The following is a 21458-nucleotide window of genomic DNA, read 5'->3' as shown; positions in this document are numbered from 1 at the left end:
ACACAAAAAAAGGCTATCGGCGTGCTTTTATCTGCGTGATCCATTCCGTTACCCAGGCTTCCGCCGGATCCTCGGGAATTTCGTGCTGAGTAATGTCGATCTTCAGCACCTCGCCGATCCGCTTGGCGCCGAGCGTCGTAAGCTGGCGATCCAAGGTGTTGATCGCGCCGCAGAACATATCGTATTCGCTGCTGCCGATGCCGATTGCGCCATAGGTGACCTCGGCGAGTGAGGGCGCTTGCGCCGTCAACGCTTCCAGCAGCGGCTGAAGATTCTCTGGCAGCTCGCCGGCGCCGTGGGTGGAGGTAACCAGGAGCCATAGGCCCTCGGGACTTAATTCCGCCAGTTCGGCGCCGTGCAGGATGTGGGTGGTGAACCCCTGCTGTTCGAGGATGCCGGCGACGTGCTCGGCAACATATTCGGAGCTACCCAAGGTGCTGCCGCTGATGATGGTTACGTCGGCCATGATGGTCCCGTCAGATAAATGAGCCGGTATTGTACGCTGTGTACCGGCTGGGATCTACCTGTGGATAATTGTGGGTATTAATCGGGCCGCTATGGCACGATGGTCCGGCTGATGGGGTTTTGCAACGAGATGAGGGTTTCGGTAGATTGGATCTCGTCGATGGTCTGGATCTTGTTGATAAGTACCTGTTGCAGGGCATAAATGGAGCGGCACATTACTTTAATAAAGATGCTGTAATGGCCGGTGGTGTAATAGGCTTCCACCACTTCGTCCAGCGCGTCCAGCTTCTTGAGCGCGGAGGGGTAATCCTTGGCGCTCTTAAGAATAATGCCGATAAAACAGCAGACGTCATAGCCCAGCTGTTTCGGGCTAATATCCACCCTGGCCCCGGTGATGATGCCCGCCTGTTTCATTTTTTCCACCCGCACATGCACGGTACCGGGACTGACGTTTAACTGCTTGGCCAGCTCGGCGTAGGCGGTGCGCGCGTTGGCCATCAGCGCCTGCAAAATGGCGCGATCGAGGGCGTCGAGCTGATAAGTTTCCGCCATGGTGATGTCCTCTATGGCGATCCCGGCGGCAAATTCGTTGCCCGCCCGCGGGATCACCTTTTACGGCGCCAGCGGCGCATGAGCTGCTGTTTCAGTCCGGTGTCGAAGCGCCAGATGTGATCGAAGATCTTCATAATACCGGGTTTTCCCATCGACGATAGCGCGACGGCGTAAAAGCGCTGCTGACGATTGCGCTGCTGTTCGCGTATACGTCGCTGGACCGTTTCGGGCAGACGCTGGGCGATGAAATCGGAAATGACCACCGCATCCGCATCCTGCCACGCCGGTTCGGCGAGCTTCTCGGTCAGCGCCGTCAGGCAGGCCGCCAGATCGGTGCCGCCGCGAAAACGCTGGCCCAGGAAACGGATGGCCTGCTCCAGGCTGCCGTCGGCAGTCAGTTCGTAATCCACCTGGCCGGTGGAAAACAGGCTGATAAAACAGCGTCGGTCATCGGCCAGCGCGATACGCATCAGCGCCAGACAAAACCCTTTCGCGCACTCCTCGTTGAAACCGCCCATCGAACCGGAGGTATCTACGCAAACAATCATTGGCCCGCGCGGCTGCTGTTCGTGTTGTTGCCTGCTGGCTGGCTGTAGAATGCGCCGCGTCCGCCAGGCGTCACCGTGCAGACGGTAGGTCAACAGCCGTTTCTCCAGCAGACGACGGTAAAATTCGTACTCCAGTTCATCAATGCCGAGGACGGATAACTCTCCCGGTAGCAGCCGCAGCAGGTCGTCGCTCTGATGAATACCGCTAATTTCTTCAGGCTGAACTGCCGGCTCGCGCACGCGCTTCTCCACTTCGAGCTCAAGCGAATGGGGCGCGGCGACGAAACGCGCTTCACGGCTGCGCCCCAATTGTTCCGCCAACTGCAGAAGTTCCGGCTGCCGATGCAGAAATTCGCCATAGTGTACCAGCAGACGATAATCGCCTTGTTGTACCTGCCCGGCGGCCATATCCCACAACCGGCCGGCGGCGTGTTGATTCTCCGCCAGCAGCGGCGCCAGCGCGCCGCTCATCGCGAGCTGCTGCTGTAGCTCGTCAAGCAGAAACTCCCGCTCTCTTTCCAACAGTTGATGCTGCACCGTGGTGGCCTGCAACGTCAAACTGATGCGCCAACGCTGTAAAAACAGGGTTTGGAACGCGTTATCGGGGCGATCCGTTTCTCTTGATGCGGCCTGATGGAGCCGTTGCGCTTCGGGATAAAACGGCGACGAGAGGGCCGCAAGCCGCGTCAGGGTGTCCGGCAAATGGGCGAGAAAATCCTGATGAGCCCGCAGCTGGTTTTGTTGAAACAGATAAAATTCGCTGGCCAGCGCCGGAGGCACTTTACCTCGACACAGCGCCTGTTCCAGCCGCGGTTTCATCAGCGGCGCACGTTTCATCAATTCCTTCTTCAGCACCGGAAACTGTTCCAATAGTAAGACAACTTGCGGACTGCCAATCAAGGTCAAGATAATGTCATCCAGCAGTTGCCCCTGGTCAATGGCTAACAGCAGATTGATCGTATCCAGCGTCACCACCGCGCGTCAGTCCTGTCTGGCCTAATTGCTGGAAAAGGTCCAGCAGACTGGCTTCAATCCTCGCGACCCACTCTTTGGTAATAAAGAGGCAACTTTGCTGTTCGTGGAACAGGCTGCGCTGCTGGTGGTAGAGCCGCGTGGCTTCCTCGAGATCATCCATCAGCGCAGCCGGCACCGCCTGCGCCGGCACGTTTTCCGTCAGCGCCAGCAATGAGGGCTGAAGGCTGATATCGACTATTTCAAGCTGATGCTGAGCGTTAATGTGTGCCTCGAGCCCCTGCGCGAAACCGATACCGTTCAGCCGGGCCTTGAACACGCCTCCTTTATTCAGCCACTGTTGCAGGGCTTCACGCTCAACGGTGATGTGATCGACGTGGATATCGTGCAATACCCGCGGCGTTTGCAATATGAGGGTCAACACCGGTTCCGTCAGCGATGGCGGCAAGCTGTAATGGGGTTTACGGCTCATAAGGGCTTTGGCAGGCGCAAACGTAAGCGCCCGCTGGGCCTGAGTTTGGGCGATATGCTGACGTTTTTGGCGGTTGAAGTTCTGTATTTTGCTCAGAATCGTCTGCTGTTGATAACCCTGCTCGACCATCAACTGCTCAAGTTACTGATTAATGAGCTGGTAACTGGCCGGATCGTGCCACAGGCATTCCTTTAGCAGGATGATATCTACCGGGGCGATGCTTTGGCGATCGCTGAAAAACGCGCTGGCCTGGAGCAAACGCAACGCCTTTTTCCAGCGCCGGTCGGAGATATAGGGCGCCTCGGGCAGCGCTTCCAGCCGCTGACGTAATAGATATATCAGCTCGAAACAGGCCGCCGGCAGCGTCACCTTGTCAATCTGCCGTTGCCAGGATTGGTACTCCTCGTCGCTCACCCGCAGTGGCGGGGGAACTTCTTGCGGCTGGCTGTCCGCGTGACTGGTCAGCAATGCGTGAAAATTACTCTTCTCCTTGACCTTATCCAGCCACAGGCGGATTAACATCCGGTCATACAGGGCTTCCAGGCCGCTGTCGGCCTCCGGCAATTCATTGGAGACGGTGATAAGCAACCGCAGCGGCATCGTCTGTTCCTGATCGCCGTTACGAAACCGTCGTTCGTTGATGGAGGTAAGCAGGGTGTTCAAAATGGCCGGGCCCGCCTTCCAGATTTCATCCAGAAAAACAATTTCCGCCTCCGGCAAATACCCTGGTGTCATCCGGTGATAGCGGCCATCCTCTTTCAGCGCCTGGATGGACAGCGGGCCGAACACCTCTTCCGGCGTGGAAAAGCGGGTCATCAGATAATCGAAGGCGCGCGCATGGCTGAACGCCAGCTTCAGGCGCCGGGCGATAAGGCTTTTGGCGATGCCGGGCGGCCCCAGCAAAAACACGCTTTCGCCGGAAAGCGCCGCCAGCAGACAGAGCCGCATGGTATGCTGCCGCTCGTATAACCCGCTTTCCAACACGCTGCTGAGGCGAGAGATTCTCTCTGCCAGAAGGGACGTAGGCGCCATAATCAGATCGGTTATCCCTATGAGTAGTGAGAAGGACACAATAAACCAGCGCATTTTATAAAGAAATGCTCGCGTAAATTTATCCGTTATCAACTTTTTTGCGTTAATCGCCCCTCAACGGAGGATAATCAGCATTAGAATTAGGGTTTCGGCATTTTTCAGGCATACTGTGCGCTTTTGGTTTTCGAGGAAGTGCATCACTGCATGCTCCTGGACGACAAAATAGCGCGAAGAAAAGGTTATGAATAAAGATCATAAGCAGTCGCTGCCGGCGGTTACGCTTGCCGCAATAGGCGTCGTGTATGGTGATATTGGCACCAGTCCTTTATATACCTTACGTGAATGTCTTGCCGGCCATTATGGTTTTGGCGTCGAACGCGTGGCGGTGTTTGGTTTCTTATCCCTCATTTTCTGGCTCCTGATCCTGATCGTCTCGCTGAAATATCTTCTCTTCGTCATGCGCGCCGACAACGCCGGCGAAGGCGGCATTCTGACGCTGATGTCGCTCGCAGGTAGAAATACCGGCGCCAAATTGACGCCGGTATTAGTGATTATCGGCCTTATCGGCGGCAGCTTCTTTTATGGCGAAGTGGTGATCACTCCGGCTATCTCGGTCATGTCGGCGATAGAGGGCTTACAGATTGCCGCGCCATCGCTACAGGAATTTATTGTCCAGCTCTCCGTGGTGGTGGTGACACTGCTGTTTTTCATTCAAAAGAAAGGCACCGGCCGCATCGGCAAACTTTTCGCGCCGGTGATGCTGGTATGGTTTCTCACGCTGGGCGTTCTGGGCGTGCGCGGCATTATCGGTAATCCCGAAGTGCTGTATGCGCTCAATCCGAAATGGGCTATCGCCTTTTTTGCCGAATATCAAACCGTCTCCTTTTTTGCTCTCGGGGCGGTGGTGCTGGCCATTACCGGCGTGGAGGCGCTGTACGCCGATATGGGGCATTTCGGTAAATTGCCCATCCGCATCGCCTGGTTTAGCGCAGTGCTGCCGTCCCTGGTGCTTAATTATTTCGGTCAGGGCGCGCTGTTGCTGTCATCCCCGGCGGCAATCAAAAATCCTTTCTTTTTACTCGCTCCCGATTGGGTGATGATTCCGCTGCTTATTCTCGCGACGCTTGCCACGGTTATCGCTTCTCAGGCGGTGATTTCCGGCGTGTTTTCCTTGACCCGCCAAGCGGTGCGTCTGGGATATTTGCCGCCGATGCGCATCATCCATACTTCCGATATGGAGGTGGGGCAGATTTATATTCCTTTCATCAACTGGCTGCTGTATATTGCCGTGGTGCTGGTGATTGTCAGCTTCGAGCATTCCAGTAATCTGGCGGCGGCCTACGGTATCGCGGTGACCGGCACCATGGTGCTAACCAGCATCCTGTCTTGTACCGTGGCCAGAAAAAACTGGCATTGGAACCAATTGCTGGTAGCGGTGCTATTGCTGGCGCTATTGTGCCTCGATGTGCCCATGTTCGCCGTCAACGCGCTCAAGATTTTCTCCGGCGGCTGGCTACCGCTGCTGTTGGGATTCCTGATGTTTGTCGCCATGACGACCTGGAAAAGCGAGCGGTTTCGCTTGCTGCGCCGGATCCACGAGCACGGGAATTCCCTGGAGGCGCTCATTGCCTCATTGGAAAAATCGCCGCCGGTGCGGGTACCCGGCACCGCCGTGTTTATGTCGCGCGCCATGAACGTCATCCCTTTTGCCCTGCTGCATAACCTGAAACACAACAAAGTCCTGCATGAGCGCGTGGTGTTGCTGACGCTGCGCACCGAAGATGCGCCCTTTGTGCATAATGTACGACGGGTCACCATCGAAGCGCTGTCGCCGACCTTCTGGCGCGTTGTGGCCAATTATGGTTACAAAGAGACGCCGGATATGGAGGAAATCTTCCACCGCTGCGGGTTGGAGGGGCTGTCATGCCGGATGATGGAAACGTCTTTCTTTATGTCCCATGAATCGCTGATTCTCGGGAAGCGGCCCTGGTATCTCATGGTTAGGGGTAAGCTGTTCATGGCCTTAAGCCGCAATGCCCTGCGCGCGCCGGATCAATATCTCATCCCGCCTAACCGGGTCATTGAGCTGGGAACGCAGATAGAGATCTAAAGGTTCAATCATTCTCAGCCAGCAGTTGCTGGCAGGCGGCGAAGGCCCCCGGGCCGTCCCCGGCGAGAATGGCGTCCACGATGGCCTGATGCCGGCCCAGTTTGATGACATCATCGCTGGCAATGGCGCGAAAGTAATTTTGGTAAATCGAGCTGAACAGATTGGCGAACGAGGAAAGGAACGGGTTGCCGCTGATGTCATAAATATGGCGGTGAAAATCCGCGTCAACGCTTATCCAGCGCTCGCGATCAAGATGCTGGTGAAGCCGGCGCATCTCTGCCATCAATGCACTTAGCCGCTGCCGTTCGCCGTCGTTGGCGTTTAACGCCGCTAGCGCGGCAGAATATCTCCGGCGGTAAATTCGTCCGCCAGGATACGCTGACTCAGTTTTTCGGTCAGTACATAGGAGAGGTTGCGTTGTGCGGCCCGTTGCTGTACGGATAAATGCATAGCGTTCTTCCCTATTTCATCATGACAATAAACCTTCACATACTATGCCAACGCAATCATTGTGGGTGGGAAATTCCTGTTTCTGGCGCATAATAACGCCATTTTTAGTGCTTTTGCTGAAAAATAAATCAATCAGATCGTATTTGTGAATTAGCGCTTGTCACCGGCCGTGAAGGCCCTATAATGCACCTCCACTGACCGGGAACAGTCGCTGCGATCCACCGGCTCAGCCAGAGGCAAGCGGCCCGCGACGGGCAAATAAAAGCTTGACTCTACAGCGGAAAAGCGTAACATGCGCCACCTCGTGCCAGCCGGATTCCGGCAGCGCAGTGCTCTTTAACAATTTATCAGAGAATCTGTGTGGGCACTCACAAGACGATATCGATACACGAAATATCAAGTCTTGAAGAGTGAACAACGAATATTCATAAGAATACCAGTTTTAATTCTTTGAGCATCAAGCTTTTAATTGAAGAGTTTGATCATGGCTCAGATTGAACGCTGGCGGTAGGCCTAACACATGCAAGTCGAGCGGCAGCGGGAAGAAGCTTGCTTCTTTGCCGGCGAGCGGCGGACGGGTGAGTAATGTCTGGGGATCTGCCCGATGGAGGGGGATAACTACTGGAAACGGTAGCTAATACCGCATAACGTCGCAAGACCAAAGTGGGGGACCTTCGGGCCTCACACCATCGGATGAACCCAGATGGGATTAGCTAGTAGGTGGGGTAATGGCTCACCTAGGCGACGATCCCTAGCTGGTCTGAGAGGATGACCAGCCACACTGGAACTGAGACACGGTCCAGACTCCTACGGGAGGCAGCAGTGGGGAATATTGCACAATGGGGGAAACCCTGATGCAGCCATGCCGCGTGTGTGAAGAAGGCCTTCGGGTTGTAAAGCACTTTCAGCGGGGAGGAAGTGTGGTGGCGTTAATAGCGCCATCGATTGACGTTACCCGCAGAAGAAGCACCGGCTAACTCCGTGCCAGCAGCCGCGGTAATACGGAGGGTGCGAGCGTTAATCGGAATTACTGGGTGTAAAGCGTACGCAGGCGGTCTGTTAAGTCAGATGTGAAATCCCCGGGCTCAACCTGGGAACTGCATTTGAAACTGGCAGGCTAGAGTCTCGTAGAGGGGGGTAGAATTCCAGGTGTAGCGGTGAAATGCGTAGAGATCTGGAGGAATACCGGTGGCGAAGGCGGCCCCCTGGACGAAGACTGACGCTCAGGTACGAAAGCGTGGGGAGCAAACAGGATTAGATACCCTGGTAGTCCACGCTGTAAACGATGTCGATTTGAAGGTTGTGGCCTTGAGTCGTGGCTTTCGGAGCTAACGCGTTAAATCGACCGCCTGGGGAGTACGGCCGCAAGGTTAAAACTCAAATGAATTGACGGGGGCCCGCACAAGCGGTGGAGCATGTGGTTTAATTCGATGCAACGCGAAGAACCTTACCTACTCTTGACATCCAGAGAACTTGGCAGAGATGCCTTGGTGCCTTCGGGAGCTCTGAGACAGGTGCTGCATGGCTGTCGTCAGCTCGTGTTGTGAAATGTTGGGTTAAGTCCCGCAACGAGCGCAACCCTTATCCTTTGTTGCCAGCGATTCGGTCGGGAACTCAAAGGAGACTGCCGGTGATAAACCGGAGGAAGGTGGGGATGACGTCAAGTCATCATGGCCCTTACGAGTAGGGCTACACACGTGCTACAATGGCGCATACAAAGAGAAGCGATCTTGTGAGAGTCAGCGGACCTCATAAAGTGCGTCGTAGTCCGGATTGGAGTCTGCAACTCGACTTCATGAAGTCGGAATCGCTAGTAATCGTGAATCAGAATGCCACGGTGAATACGTTCCCGGGCCTTGTACACACCGCCCGTCACACCATGGGAGTGGGTTGCAAAAGAAGTAGGTAGCTTAACCTTCGGGAGGGCGCTTACCACTTTGTGATTCATGACTGGGGTGAAGTCGTAACAAGGTAACCGTAGGGGAACCTGCGGTTGGATCACCTCCTTATCTAGACGATACGTTAAGTGACGTGTCCACACAGATTGTCTGATAACTGTCACGAGCAAAGCAGCCCGTCGGCGGCTTTTTCCTGTTCGCCCGGCGAGCAAGGTAAGCGCCATTGGCGGCTGAGCGAAGTTACCACCGCTTTTGCGGTCAGGGTTGCCCGCTTGCCTTACTGAAAGCAGTGCTTCCCCGCCAAAGTATCGCGGTGCGTTGCCCGCGTTTTACGAGTCCCCTTCGTCTAGTGGCCTAGGACACTGCCCTTTCACGGCGGTAACAGGGGTTCGAACCCCCTAGGGGACGCCACTTTGCTTTCTATTTCAGAGCGCGTTTATCAAGCGCGCTGCGAAATACCGCTCTTTAACAATCCGGAACAAGCTGAAAATTTGAAACACATGCTGAAGTGCAAACTCAGTATGCGAATCTCTCAAACGAAGTAAGCAAACCTGAGATAACGCGCAAGCGTTATCACTGTACTGCGACAGGCACTGTCGTTTCCGCGCGGTCTTCACAGACTACGCCGGGGCGAGAGTGAGCGAGCGGTGACAGGGCAAGGCGCACGGCACGCAGGCACCGTAGTGGACGTGATGTCCATGAGGATGCCGAGTACCGCGCAACGCCGGATTTCGGTCGTGCAGCCCGTCGGACAAGGTGCAAACAGCTCAGGGTTGTGAGGTTAAGTGACTAAGCGTACACGGTGGATGCCTAGGCAGTCAGAGGCGATGAAGGATGTGCTAATCTGCGAAAAGCGCCGGTGAGCTGATATGAAGCGTTATCAGCCGGCGATGTCCGAATGGGGAAACCCGGTGCAACTCGTTGCATCATCGTCAGGTGAGTCCATAGCCTGACGAAGCGAACCAGGGGAACTGAAACATCTCAGTACCCTGAGGAAAAGAAATCAACCGAGATTCCCCCAGTAGCGGCGAGCGAACGGGGAACAGCCCAGAGCCATCATCAGCTTGCGCATCAGGAGAACGGTCTGGAAAGTCCGGCGACAGAGGGTGATAGCCCCGTATCCGAAGGTGCGCTTGTTGTGAGCTCGATGAGTAGGGCGGGACACGTGATATACTGTCTGAAGATGGGGGGACCATCCTCCAAGGCTAAATACTCCTGACTGACCGATAGTGAACCAGTACCGTGAGGGAAAGGCGAAAAGAACCCCGGAGAGGGAAGTGAAATAGAACCTGAAACCGTGTACGTACAAGCAGTGGGAGCATCCTTCGGGGTGTGACTGCGTACCTTTTGTATAATGGGTCAGCGACTTATATTCTGTAGCAAGGTTAACCGTATAGGGGAGCCGTAGGGAAACCGAGTCTTAACTGGGCGTCTAGTTGCAGGGTATAGACCCGAAACCCGGTGATCTAGCCATGGGCAGGTTGAAGGTTGGGTAACACTAATTGGAGGACCGAATCGACTAATGTTGAAAAATTAGCGGATGACTTGTGGCTGGGGGTGAAAGGCCAATCAAACCGGGAGATAGCTGGTTCTCCCCGAAAGCTATTTAGGTAGCGCCTCGTGAAGTCATCTACGGGGGTAGAGCACTGTTTCGGCTAGGGGTCCATCCCGGATTACCAATCCCGATGCAAACTGCGAATACCGTAGAATGTTATCACGGGAGACGCACGGCGGGTGCTAACGTCCGTCGTGAAGAGGGAAACAACCCAGACCGCCAGCTAAGGTCCCAAAGTCATGGTTAAGTGGGAAACGATGTGGGAAGGCCCAGACAGCCAGGATGTTGGCTTAGAAGCAGCCATCATTTAAAGAAAGCGTAATAGCTCACTGGTCGAGTCGGCCTGCGCGGAAGATGTAACGGGGCTAAACCATGCACCGAAGCTGCGGCAGCGACACGTAAGAGTTGTTGGGTAGGGGAGCGTTCTGTAAGCCTGCGAAAGTGGCCTGTGAGGGCTGCTGGAGGTATCAGAAGTGCGAATGCTGACATAAGTAACGATAAAGCGGGTGAAAAACCCGCTCGCCGGAAGACCAAGGGTTCCTGTTCAACGTTAATCGGAGCAGGGTGAGTCGACCCCTAAGGCGAGGCCGAAAGGCGTAGTCGATGGAAAACGGGTTAATATTCCTGTACTGGGTGTGACTGCGAAGGGGGGACGGAGAAAGCTAGGTTCGCCGGGCGACGGTTGTCCCGGTTCAAGCGTGAAGGTGGAACGAGCAGGCAAATCCGCTCATTCTTAACACTGAGGCGTGATGACGAGCCACCACGGTGGTGAAGGAATTGATGCTACGCTTCCAGGAAAAGCCTCTAAGCTCCAGGTCACATCGAATCGTACCCCAAACCGACACAGGTGGTCAGGTAGAGAATACCCAGGCGCTTGAGAGAACTCGGGTGAAGGAACTAGGCAAAATGGTGCCGTAACTTCGGGAGAAGGCACGCTGGCACGTAGGTGGAGGGCCTTGCGCCCCGAGCTGAAGCCAGTCGCAGATACCAGCTGGCTGCAACTGTTTATTAAAAACACAGCACTGTGCAAACACGAAAGTGGACGTATACGGTGTGATGCCTGCCCGGTGCCGGAAGGTTAATTGATGGGGTTATCGCTTGCGAGAAGCTCTTGATCGAAGCCCCGGTAAACGGCGGCCGTAACTATAACGGTCCTAAGGTAGCGAAATTCCTTGTCGGGTAAGTTCCGACCTGCACGAATGGCGTAATGATGGCCAGGCTGTCTCCACCCGAGACTCAGTGAAATTGAACTCGCCGTGAAGATGCGGTGTACCCGCGGCAAGACGGAAAGACCCCGTGAACCTTTACTATAGCTTGACACTGAACATTGAGCCTTGATGTGTAGGATAGGTGGGAGGCTTTGAAGTGTGGACGCCAGTCTGCATGGAGCCAACCTTGAAATACCACCCTTTAATGTTTGATGTTCTCACTCAGGCCCGTTATCCGGGCCGAGGACAGTGTCTGGTGGGTAGTTTGACTGGGGCGGTCTCCTCCCAAAGAGTAACGGAGGAGCACGAAGGTTAGCTAATTACGGTCGGACATCGTGAGGTTAGTGCAAAGGCATAAGCTAGCTTGACTGCGAGAGTGACGGCTCGAGCAGGTGCGAAAGCAGGTCTTAGTGATCCGGTGGTTCTGAATGGAAGGGCCATCGCTTAACGGATAAAAGGTACTCCGGGGATAACAGGCTGATACCGCCCAAGAGTTCATATCGACGGCGGTGTTTGGCACCTCGATGTCGGCTCATCACATCCTGGGGCTGAAGTAGGTCCCAAGGGTATGGCTGTTCGCCATTTAAAGTGGTACGCGAGCTGGGTTTAGAACGTCGTGAGACAGTTCGGTCCCTATCTGCCGTGGGCACTGGAAGATTGAGAGGGGCTGCTCCTAGTACGAGAGGACCGGAGTGGACGCACCACTGGTGTTCGGGTTGTCATGCCAATGGCATTGCCCGGTAGCTACGTGCGGAAGAGATAATCGCTGAAAGCATCTAAGCGGGAAACTTGCCTCGAGATGAGTCTTTCCTGAGGCCTAGAGCCTCCTGAAGGGACGTTAAAGACGATAACGTTGATAGGTCGGGTGTGTAAGCGCTGCGAGGTGTTGAGCTAACCGATACTAATGACCCGTGAGACTTAACCTTACAACACCTGAGCTGTTTGAGAGCGTGCGCGAGACGAAAGCGAAAGCGACGTTGAGAGCCTGTTTAGAAATTTGTGTATTTGCCTAATTTTGATATGTTCAATCTAACATCAAAAACAGGTTAATTTATGGACGAAAAACAGTTGCAGGCTCTGGCTAACGAACTGGCCAAAAATCTCAAAACTCCTGAAGATCTCAGTCCCTTCGATCGGCTGCTGAAAAAAATCAGCGTCGAAGCAGCTCTCAATGCCGAAATGACCCATCACCTCGGCTACGATAAAAATCAGCCTAAACCGGGGACCAGCGCCCGCAACGGCTATTCCACAAAAACCGTTACCACTGGCGATGGCCCGCTGGCGCTGCGTACTCCGCGCGATCGTGACGGTTCCTTTGAACCGCAACTGGTGAAGAAGAACCAGACCCGGATTACCGGGATGGATAACCAGATTTTATCGTTGTACGCCAAAGGGATGACCACCCGCTAGATCGCCGCCGCGTTCAAAGAGCTGTATGACGCCGATGTCTCGCCGGCGCTGGTCTCAAAGGTCACCGATGCGGTCATGGAGCAGGTTGTTGAATGGCAAAACCGGCCTCTGGATGCAGTCTATCCCATTGTTTATCTTGACTGTATCGTTCTAAAAGTCCGGCAGGACAGCCGCATCATCAACAAATCTGTGTTCCTGGCGCTGGGCATCAACATCGAAGGCCAGAAAGAGTTGCTAGGTATGTGGCTGGCCGAAAATGAAGGCGCAAAGTTCTGGCTGAACGTGCTGACAGAGCTGAAAAACCGCGGCCTGAACGATACCCTTATCGCCTGCGTAGACGGGTTGAAAGGTTTCCCTGACGCTATTAACGCGGTGTATCCGGAGGCGCGGCTCCAGCTGTGTATCGTGCATATGGTGCGCAACAGCCAGCGGTTCGTCTCCTGGAAGGACTACAAGGCCGTCACCCGCGACCTGAAAGCTATCTATCAGGCCCCTACGGAAGAAGCCGGCTTGCAGGCGCTGGAAGCGTTCTTCAGTGCCTGGGACATCCGCTACCCACAAATAAGTCGAAGCTGGCAGGCAAACTGGGCCAATCTGGCCACGTTCTTTGCCTACCCAACGGACATCCGCAAGGTGATCTACACGACCAACGCCATCGAGTCGTTAAACAGCGTGATCAGGCATGCCATCAAAAAGCGCAAGGTGTTCCCGACCGACGACGCAGTGAAAAAGGTGGTGTGGCTGGCGATACAGGCAGCCTCACAGAAATGGACAATGCCTTTGAGGGACTGGCGCATGGCAATGAGCCGCTTTATTATCGAGTTCGGTGACCGCCTGGACGGTCACTTCTGAGAAAAGGCATTTACACAGAATCGTGTACAGGGTCAACGTTTTGACGCAAAAGCGCAGGCGGATATCAGCGCCAAACGCAAGCGGACATGACCGCGAAAGTGATGTGCCAGGGGCATCCACCCCGGTGCGGCGGCAGGGCGTGAAGCGGGCGCAAGAGACAAGACAATATCAGCAATGTTCCGGATAACGCCTGACGGTCACGCGAGTGAGGGTTGGGCAGCAAGAGCCATCTGCACGGTGAAAGCGGTGCGGAAAACGAATTTGCCTGGCGGCACTAGCGCGGTGGTCCCACCTGACCCCATGCCGAACTCAGAAGTGAAACGCCGTAGCGCCGATGGTAGTGTGGGGTCTCCCCATGCGAGAGTAGGGAACTGCCAGGCATCCAACAGGTTGTGCCGGTTAACGCCGGAACGACAAGCAGTATCAACAGGCAGCGAGAGCTGCAATAAACACCCAGGATGGTCAACAGGCGTCTGACCCCGCTCATGTTAATCTGGTGTGTGTCATTATTCGGTGGTGCGGTAGTTCAGTTGGTTAGAATACCGGCCTGTCACGCCGGGGGTCGCGGGTTCGAGTCCCGTCCGCACCGCCACCCTATTTAGGGGCGTAGTTCAATTGGTAGAGCACCGGTCTCCAAAATCGGGTGTTGGGAGTTCGAGTCTCTCCGCCCCTGCCAGCCATGGAAACCCTTCGCATTGGGCCTGTTTAGAAATTTGTGAATTATTTGTGACCCTGTACACGATTCTGTGTAAATGCCTTTTCTCAGAAGTGACCGTCCAGGCGGTCACCGAACTCGATAATAAAGCGGCTCATTGCCATGCGCCAGTCCCTCAAAGGCATTGTCCATTTCTGTGAGGCCACCTGTATCGCCAGCCACACCACCTTTTTCACTGCGTCGTCGGTCGGGAACACCTTGCGCTTTTTGATGGCATGCCGGATCACGCTGTTTAACGACTCGATGGCGTTGGTCGTGTAGATCAACTTGCGGATGTCCGTTGGGTAAGCAAAGAACGTGGCCAGATTGGCCCAGTTTGCCTGCCAGCTTCGACTTATTTGCGGGTAGCGGATGTCCCAGGCACTGGAGAACGCTTCCAGCGCCTGCAAGCCGGCTTCTTCTGTAGGGGCCTGATAGATAGCTTTCAGGTCGCGGGTGACGGCCTTGTAGTCCTTCCAGGAGACGAACCGCAGGCTGTTGCGCACCATATGTACGATACACAGCTGGAGCCGCGCCTCCGGATACACCGCGTTAATAGCGTCAGGGAAACCTTTCAGCCCGTCTACGCAGGCGATAAGGATATCGTTCAGGCCGCGGTTTTTCAGCTCTGTCAGCACGTTCAGCCAGAACTTTGCGCCTTCATTTTCGGCCAGCCACATACCTAGCAACTCTTTCTGGCCTTCGATGTTGATGCCCAGCGCCAGGAACACAGATTTGTTGATGATGCGGCTGTCCTGCCGGACTTTTAGAACGATACAGTCAAGATAAACAATGGGATAGACTGCATCCAGAGGCCGGTTTTGCCATTCGACAACCTGTTCCATGACCGCATCGGTGACCTTTGAGACCAGCGCCGGCGAGACATCGGCGTCATACAGCTCTTTGAACGCGGCGGCGATCTCGCGGGTGGTCATCCCTTTGGCGTACAACGATAAAATCTGGTTATCCATCCCGGTAATCCGGGTCTGGTTCTTCTTCACCAGTTGCGGTTCAAAGGAACCGTCACGATCGCGCGGAGTACGCAGCGCCAGTGGGCCATCGCCAGTGGTAACGGTTTTTGTGGAATAGCCGTTGCGGGCGTTGGTCCCCGGTTTAGGCTGATTTTTATCGTAGCCGAGGTGATGGGTCATTTCGGCATTGAGAGCTGCTTCGACGCTAATTTTTTTCAGCAGCCGATCGAAGTGACTGAGATCTTCAGGGGTTTTGAGATTTTTGGCCAGTTCGTTAGCCAGAGCCTGCAACTGTTTTTCGTCTATAAATTAACCTGTTTTTGATGTTGGATTGACATATCAAAATCAGGCAAATACACAAATTTCTAAACAGGCTCGCGACACATCCGATCAGTTATTCCTATATTTTCCGATCACCCATTCCAGTGATATTCGATCACGTGTTCGCTCATCTTCTGACTCGGGTTTAGTCTATTTTTCCTGTGCTGGCTACTCCTTGCTCTTTGCGTAGTGATTCGCCTTTAAGTTCCAGTCTATAGCTGGGGTGTACTAACCGATCGAGTAACGCGTCAGCTGTCGTGGGGTTTTCTATCAGTCCATACCATTTTTTCACCGGCAGTTGACTGATCAGGATGCTGCTGCTTTTGTCGTAGCGATCTTCCATCACCTCCAACAGCATCGTTGCCTGCATCGGACTTATTGATTCTAGGCCCACGTCGTCCAAGATCAGTAACTCTATTTTTTCTAACTGCTTAAGCTGTTTTAGATAGGTCCCGTCTACCTGACACTGGTGAAGATGGGCCAGCAACCGACCCACTCGCCAGTAACGCACGCTATATTGCTGCCGGCATGCCTGCTCACCAAGCGCACAACTGAGCCAGGTTTTGCCCGTACCTGTCGGCCCCGTGATGAGTATGCTTTTCTTATATTTCAGATATTATCCCCCTAGCAGATCTCGCATCTGTTCCGGTGTCACTCCTCGGCTAGGGATATAACGGATATCTTCCGGTTTTGCCTGCAAGCGCATTTGCGATTGCCGTCGCAGACGGCATATGTAGTTGTTTTTTCTATGCAAATTTCCGCTTCTACCATCAGCGACAACCGCTCCTCGAACCCCAGCTCCCCATAACTCCCCGGGAGTTCGCGTTGCGTCTCCAACGCCTGGACCATTGCCGACAACTTCAGCTCTCGCATAGCCATTAACAGTGTATCCATATTTATTCTCCTTAGTGATAACTGTCCGGACCTCGGAGGTTTTCGTGAACCAGCATTGATACGCCGGCTCCGTCCTGGGTGACCTCACTTTCACGACCGTGTTTCAATACGTTGGCTATGAAAGAGCGGTTAATGCACCCTTTCTCCAACGCCAGCGCGCAGGCCTTCTCCAGTCGCGTCGTCTCATAGCGCCGTTGCAGATTGAGTAGCCCCAGCACGGAGCGGTAAGCCTGCTCCGGATGGGCTTTGCTCTTTTGGATGGACTCGACCACTTTCAGTGTGCACACACCCACCGACAGCGCCCAACTGCACAGCCTTTCCGACGTCCACTGACTCTGCCCCTTATGGTTAGCCGGCATGTGCGCCGCCTGAGTCGTGTGCCTATAGGCGTTATCGCTGCGAGGGTGCGTAGCCACGCAGACGCCCTTATGGTGGATTTGCACCAGCCGGTGGGTGGCGATGACGTCAACGCGCTCGCCAACCAGCGGATGCGGCACCGAGTACCAGTTTTTGCCGTAGTCTATGTGGTAATCAGGTCCCACTCGGGCAACGAGATACTCACTGTATTCCCATTGTGTGGGCGGTAGAGGCCCAAGAGCCGGTTTGTCCAGCTGCTCGAAGCGTTCAAGGCGACTTTGTCCGCCGTAATGACGCATCGGGCGCAGATTCAACTCATGATTGAGTTCTCGTATCACCTGGTTGAGTTCGGCCAGCGAGTAGAACCTACGTTTACGCAACCGGGCCAAAACCCAGCGTTCTACCAGCTGCACAGTTGATTCTGCCTTCGCCTTGTCTTTCGGTTTTCTCGGGCGCGCCGGTAGCACCACTGTCTCATAGTGATTTGCCAGCGCCTGGTAGCTCTGGTTTATGACCGGCTCATAGCGGTCAGGGGTGCTGACAGCGCTGCGCAGATTATCAGGTATCATCAGCTCCGGAACCCCACCCATGAAGTGCAGGCAGCGGCTATTGGCGTTGAGCCACGATGCCATGTCCTGGCCTTCGCAGGCTTCGATATACGCATAGTCTGACACGCCCATGGCAGCGACGAAGATAGCGACCTGGCGTACGCTACCGGTCGCAGGGTTGACGATAGGTACGGTGGGGCCACAGAAGTCGATGAAGAGCTTTTCGCCAGCCTTGTGCTCCATGCGCATGGAACGCCGCTGCTTCTTTTTCCAGTCACGGAACAGTGCACAAAACTGTGAGTAACCGAGGGCATCACCGCCCACGGCGGACTGATATTCCATCCAGAGCAGCTGCTTGGTCATGCCCTTGCGGCTTAACTCGGTATCGATATCAAGCCAGCTGGGTAAGGTATTGATAACTTTTCCGGATTTGCCGGGATAGAGCAGGCGGTCGAGGTCGACGGGGGACAGTTCCGCCGGCAATGGCCAGACCAGGTTAGCTACCGTGAATCGGCCGAGGATATCGTGCACGGTAGTACAGCCTATGCCGAGCGCTGCTGCGATAGTGCGATTCGAGCGACGCTGCTCGAATTTCATACGTAAGACATTAATATAGATGCACATTTCCGTTCTCGCTTTCTTCTTTTTACGTGCCATGCCATGCCCCCGGAAGCTAAAAGTCTCCAGAGTATGGCAGAACAGAAGATGAGCGATCGGACAGAATCGGAATCGCTGATCGGGCGACCGGAATCAGTGATCGGATGAAATCAGAATTAGTGATCGGGTGAAATCGGAATCAGTGATCGGATGTGACCGGAACCAGCAGTCAGACTGGTGGGGCATGACAGATACTGCACCGGCACCCAGCCAGCGTTGCTGCCCACCATACCGGTCATGATTACCGGTACGTTATGCTGCGCCCACCCAATCGCGTTACGCCTGCCTCTGAACGCGTACTTGCCGCCAGTTCGCCGTGCAGATAAAGCCAAGCGCGCAGCGACCCCCAATCTATGGCGATGTAACTGTTGTTCATGTTATATCCTTCAACCGTTGTGTTGAGCTGGCGATCATGGTCAACGCCGCCTGCTCCGCCGCCTCGCTATCCTGATGGCGGATAGCATCGTACAGATTCTGATGTTCCCGCAGCGTGCGGGGCATATTGCCTTCATCAGGCATATAGGTACGTTCAAACACCGCCCGCTGCAGCGAACTTATTGCCACGCCCAGCTGCTGCAAAACCGGATTATGCACGGCATTGAGCACCGCTTCGTGGAAACGAATATCCGCTTCGTTGAACGCATCGCGATTGTTATGGTTGGTTATCATGCCGTTGAGCGCTTCCTCAATAACGGCCAGCACGCTGGAGGTGGCTCGTTCAGCGGCCCAGCGTGCAATGGTGGGCTCCACCAGATTCCGCACTTCGGTCATGGACGCGATAAGCCGTGGATCATAATCACAGGCAAGCACCCACTGCAGGACATCGCTATCCAAATAGTTCCATTTGTTACGCGCGGTGACGAACGCACCGCGATAACGGATGATCTCGATGAGCCGCTTAGCCGTCAGCGAACGCAAGACCTCGCGAATGATATTGCGCGACGTACTGAATTCCTCACATAATTCCGCTTCAGGGGGTAACCCGCTGCCCGGAATATACTTGCCGCTGATGATCTGCTGGTCCATTTCATGGATAATACGTTCGGTTTTGCTAAGAGAGCGCTTAATCATCCTTGCTCCGAAGGCCTGAGGAAATAAGCATCATTCTATCAGTTCCTGAAGGTCTATCGCACAACAATGGGCGTTGATGGCGAAACCCGACCAAAATTATAGCACCATTATTATTTATTATACTACAATGTGGATCACACTTTAATCAGTTCACCCGCGAAAGGGCAGCCTTGGTTCAGGCCCGTTTCGCACCAACGTCCGACGGCGCGTCCAGGACAAATTTCTGAATGGTCAGCGCCACCCCATCTTCCAGATTGGTCCGGGTGACGAATTGACTGGCGGCTTTGATTTCGTCGATGGCATTACCCATCGCCACGCCGGTGCCGGCATACTCAATCATTGCCAGATCGTTGGCCTGATCGCCAAGGGTCATCACCTCATCACGATTCAATCCCAGATGTTCCGCCAATGCTTTTACCGCCGTGCCCTTATTGGCCTGTTTGCTTAGCAATTCCAGATAGTAAGGCGTGCTTTTCATGATGGTATAGCGCTCGAACGCTTCCTGCGGAATGCGTTTGATGGCCGCATCCAGAATATCGGGGTTCGTCTATCATCATGACTTTCGGGAAGCGTAGTGAGGCGTCCATTTCCGCAACGGTGCGAAACTTAAAAGGCATGCCGGTTAATGAGGCCTCATAGACGGTATAACGGCTAATATCGCGATTTGCGGTGTAAAGCGTAGCCGAAATCCAGCGCGTGGAAATGGACCTCAAGCTGCCGGGATAAAGCCTCCAGGTAGCGGTAATCGTTAATATCCAGCACCGTTTGCGAAATACACGACCCGTCCACCGTTCGCTGTACCAGCGCGCCGTTATTGGTAATACAGAAATTCCCCTCTACTTGTAAATCCAGCTCCATGAGATACCGTTCTATACCGATATAAGGCCTGCCGGTCGCCAGCGCAACGTAAACGCCCTTGCCGCGCGCCGCGCCGATAGCCTCTTTCACCGCCGGGGTAATTTCGTGTTTATGATTTAACAGCGTCCCGTCCATATCAATTGCAATCAATTTTATCGCCATCGCATCCTCTTGGATTGCGCCACAAGCATAAATCTGATGCCTGCCGCTTATTTTTAACTGTTTTAGGGCAGCGGTCACTTTAGCCTATATGACCCGACAACGCTGTCAACCGTTGGCGCGTCGGCGATATTGGCGACCGACATTGCCATAGCATCCGCCAGGGATAATTCGAGGCCATGACAAGAGGGAGGCAATTTTATTAAGCGGTGCGCCGGCACGCCCGGTGAAATAAAGTGCCATCCTGATCAACGCCGGCGCAATGGTCCGCCGCCCTGGTTGTGACCGGCGAAATAACCCGCCTTCGCCGGCGGTCCAATGCCGCTTGTCGGTTAAAGCGGGGCAAAAAAAATCCGGGCGCTGAATCCCGGATGGGTTTTGTTGAATAAATCGAACTTTTAGGTGACTGGCGGCTTTGATCACTACATTCGTTTCAACATCAGGTCCCCATGGCAAAGCAAAAGTTTAAAATCACCAACTGGCCCGCATACAACAATGCGCTCAGGCAGCGGGGGGACATGACAATATGGCTTGATGAGTCAGCCATTGCTGCATGGACTGAGAGTACACCACCTGAACATCGTGGCCGGCCGCTTCACTACACCGATATGGCCATTACCACGGTTCTGATGATAAAGCGCGTGTTTAACCTTTCGCTCCGGGCGTTACAGGGTTTCGTTGACGCGATTTTTAAACTGATGGGGCTGTCGCTGCGCTGCCCAGATTACTCTCTGGTCAGCCGGCGAGCAAAAACCGTCGACATCAGCATAAAAACGCCAACCCGCGGCGAAATCTCACACCTGGTCATCGATGGCACCGGCCTGAAAATCTTCGGCGAAGGCGAATGGAAAGTCAGGCAGCATGGGGCTGAGAGGCGCAGAGTATGGCGCAAGCTTCATCTGGCAGTAGATAGCGCGACACATGAAATTATCTGTGCCGATTTATCGCTAAGCGGTACGACAGATGCGCAGGCGCTGCCCGGGCTGATTAACCAAACCCACCGGAAAATCAGGGAAGCGTCGGCTGACAGTGCTTACGATACGCGTTACTGTCATGATGCTCTGCTGAGGAAAAAAATAAAGCCGCTTATCCCACCGCGAAGTGGTGCGCAATATTGGCCAGCTCGATACCATGAGCGTAACCATGCGGTGGCAAATCAGCATCTGAGCGGCAATAACGATACCTGGAAAAAGAAAGTAGGTTATCACCGGCGTTCACTGGCTGAAACGGCCATGTTCCGGTTTAAAACACTTCTGGGTGGTCATCTGAGTCTGCATGACTATGACGCGCAGGTAGGTGAGGCTATGGCAATGGTCAAAGCGATTAACCGGATCACGCTGTTAGGAATGCCAAACAGCGTCCGCATCATGTAACAATCGCCCTGATAGGGAGGAAGTCGTCACA

General features: G+C 54.4%; 8 protein-coding genes, 3 tRNA genes, 3 rRNA genes and 6 pseudogenes. 9 read left to right on the top strand and 11 right to left on the bottom strand.

Annotated elements, in window-relative coordinates; translation table 11 throughout:
* Positions 1 to 13: 13 nt before the first annotated feature.
* From mioC to ravA, 4 genes and pseudogenes are all read right to left on the bottom strand, one after another.
* Entirely contained in the window at positions 14 to 466 is a 453-nt protein-coding gene (mioC, locus tag SOPEG_RS22290; protein WP_025246988.1) for an FMN-binding protein MioC, read from the bottom strand.
* 89 nt (positions 467 to 555) lie between these two features.
* Positions 556 to 1017 (bottom strand): transcriptional regulator AsnC, encoded by a 462-nt coding sequence (asnC, locus tag SOPEG_RS22285; protein WP_025246987.1) that lies wholly within the window; start codon positions 1015 to 1017, stop codon positions 556 to 558.
* Positions 1018 to 1070: 53 nt separating this feature from the next.
* Positions 1071 to 2540 (bottom strand): ATPase RavA stimulator ViaA, encoded by a 1470-nt coding sequence (viaA, locus tag SOPEG_RS22280; RefSeq protein ID WP_025246986.1) that lies wholly within the window; start codon positions 2538 to 2540, stop codon positions 1071 to 1073.
* A pseudogene (gene ravA / locus SOPEG_RS22275) lies at positions 2500 to 4041 on the bottom strand (ATPase RavA). Before ravA ends, viaA begins: the two are co-directional and overlap by 41 nt.
* Before the next feature lie 241 nt (positions 4042 to 4282).
* Here ravA and kup point away from each other — a divergent pair.
* Complete coding sequence (gene kup / locus SOPEG_RS22270; RefSeq protein ID WP_025246985.1) at positions 4283 to 6151, top strand: low affinity potassium transporter Kup; 1869 nt, start codon at positions 4283 to 4285, stop codon at positions 6149 to 6151.
* A 4-nt stretch (positions 6152 to 6155) separates the two neighbouring features.
* Here the strand turns inward: kup and SOPEG_RS25800 are convergent.
* Positions 6156 to 6601 (bottom strand): annotated as a pseudogene (locus SOPEG_RS25800) (FadR/GntR family transcriptional regulator).
* Positions 6602 to 7067: 466 nt separating this feature from the next.
* Here SOPEG_RS25800 and SOPEG_RS22260 point away from each other — a divergent pair.
* The 7 genes and pseudogenes from SOPEG_RS22260 to SOPEG_RS22225 all read left to right on the top strand — a co-directional run bounded on the left by SOPEG_RS22260 (position 7068) and on the right by SOPEG_RS22225 (position 14200).
* Positions 7068 to 8610: ribosomal RNA gene (locus tag SOPEG_RS22260) — 16S ribosomal RNA — on the top strand.
* Between the two features lie 224 nt (positions 8611 to 8834).
* Positions 8835 to 8910, top strand: a tRNA-Glu gene (locus SOPEG_RS22255).
* Between the two features lie 368 nt (positions 8911 to 9278).
* Positions 9279 to 12188: ribosomal RNA gene (locus SOPEG_RS22250) — 23S ribosomal RNA — on the top strand.
* A gap of 127 nt (positions 12189 to 12315) precedes the next feature.
* Positions 12316 to 13524: pseudogene (locus tag SOPEG_RS25795) on the top strand (IS256 family transposase).
* A 264-nt stretch (positions 13525 to 13788) separates the two neighbouring features.
* A 5S ribosomal RNA gene (gene rrf, locus SOPEG_RS22235) occupies positions 13789 to 13904 on the top strand.
* Together the 16S, 23S and 5S rRNA genes with 3 tRNA genes alongside form the textbook arrangement of a ribosomal RNA operon.
* A gap of 135 nt (positions 13905 to 14039) precedes the next feature.
* Positions 14040 to 14116 (top strand) — tRNA-Asp (locus tag SOPEG_RS22230).
* A gap of 8 nt (positions 14117 to 14124) precedes the next feature.
* Positions 14125 to 14200: transfer RNA gene (locus tag SOPEG_RS22225), tRNA-Trp, on the top strand.
* A gap of 86 nt (positions 14201 to 14286) precedes the next feature.
* Here SOPEG_RS22225 and SOPEG_RS22220 read toward each other — a convergent pair.
* From SOPEG_RS22220 to yidA, 6 genes and pseudogenes are all read right to left on the bottom strand, one after another.
* The gene (locus SOPEG_RS22220; protein ID WP_071882292.1) at positions 14287 to 15495 is read right to left on the bottom strand and encodes an IS256-like element ISSoEn2 family transposase; all 1209 of its coding nucleotides are present in this window, start codon (positions 15493 to 15495) and stop codon (positions 14287 to 14289) included.
* A gap of 160 nt (positions 15496 to 15655) precedes the next feature.
* A pseudogene (gene istB, locus SOPEG_RS22215) lies at positions 15656 to 16404 on the bottom strand (IS21-like element ISSoEn3 family helper ATPase IstB).
* Positions 16405 to 16415: 11 nt separating this feature from the next.
* Entirely contained in the window at positions 16416 to 17966 is a 1551-nt protein-coding gene (gene istA / locus SOPEG_RS22210; RefSeq protein WP_081743094.1) for an IS21-like element ISSoEn3 family transposase, read from the bottom strand.
* Positions 17967 to 18133: 167 nt separating this feature from the next.
* Positions 18134 to 18342: pseudogene (locus SOPEG_RS26900) on the bottom strand (2-dehydro-3-deoxygalactonokinase); the annotation flags it as partial.
* Positions 18339 to 19037, bottom strand: a complete 699-nt coding sequence (locus SOPEG_RS22205; RefSeq protein ID WP_025246982.1) for a FadR/GntR family transcriptional regulator — start codon at positions 19035 to 19037, stop codon at positions 18339 to 18341. The pseudogene SOPEG_RS26900 and the gene SOPEG_RS22205, both read right to left, overlap by 4 nt.
* Positions 19038 to 19212: 175 nt before the next feature.
* A pseudogene (gene yidA / locus SOPEG_RS22200) lies at positions 19213 to 20057 on the bottom strand (sugar-phosphatase).
* Positions 20058 to 20503: 446 nt separating this feature from the next.
* Here yidA and SOPEG_RS22195 point away from each other — a divergent pair.
* Positions 20504 to 21427, top strand: coding sequence for an IS5-like element ISSoEn1 family transposase (locus SOPEG_RS22195; protein WP_025246981.1), 924 nt, complete (start codon positions 20504 to 20506; stop codon positions 21425 to 21427).
* The last annotated feature ends 31 nt before the right edge of the window (positions 21428 to 21458 follow it).

Source organism: Candidatus Sodalis pierantonius str. SOPE, assembly GCF_000517405.1.
Lineage (GTDB): Bacteria > Pseudomonadota > Gammaproteobacteria > Enterobacterales > Enterobacteriaceae > Sodalis_C > Sodalis_C pierantonii.
Note: the sequence above shows the minus strand (reverse complement) of the source record. Positions and strands in the feature narration are given on the sequence as shown.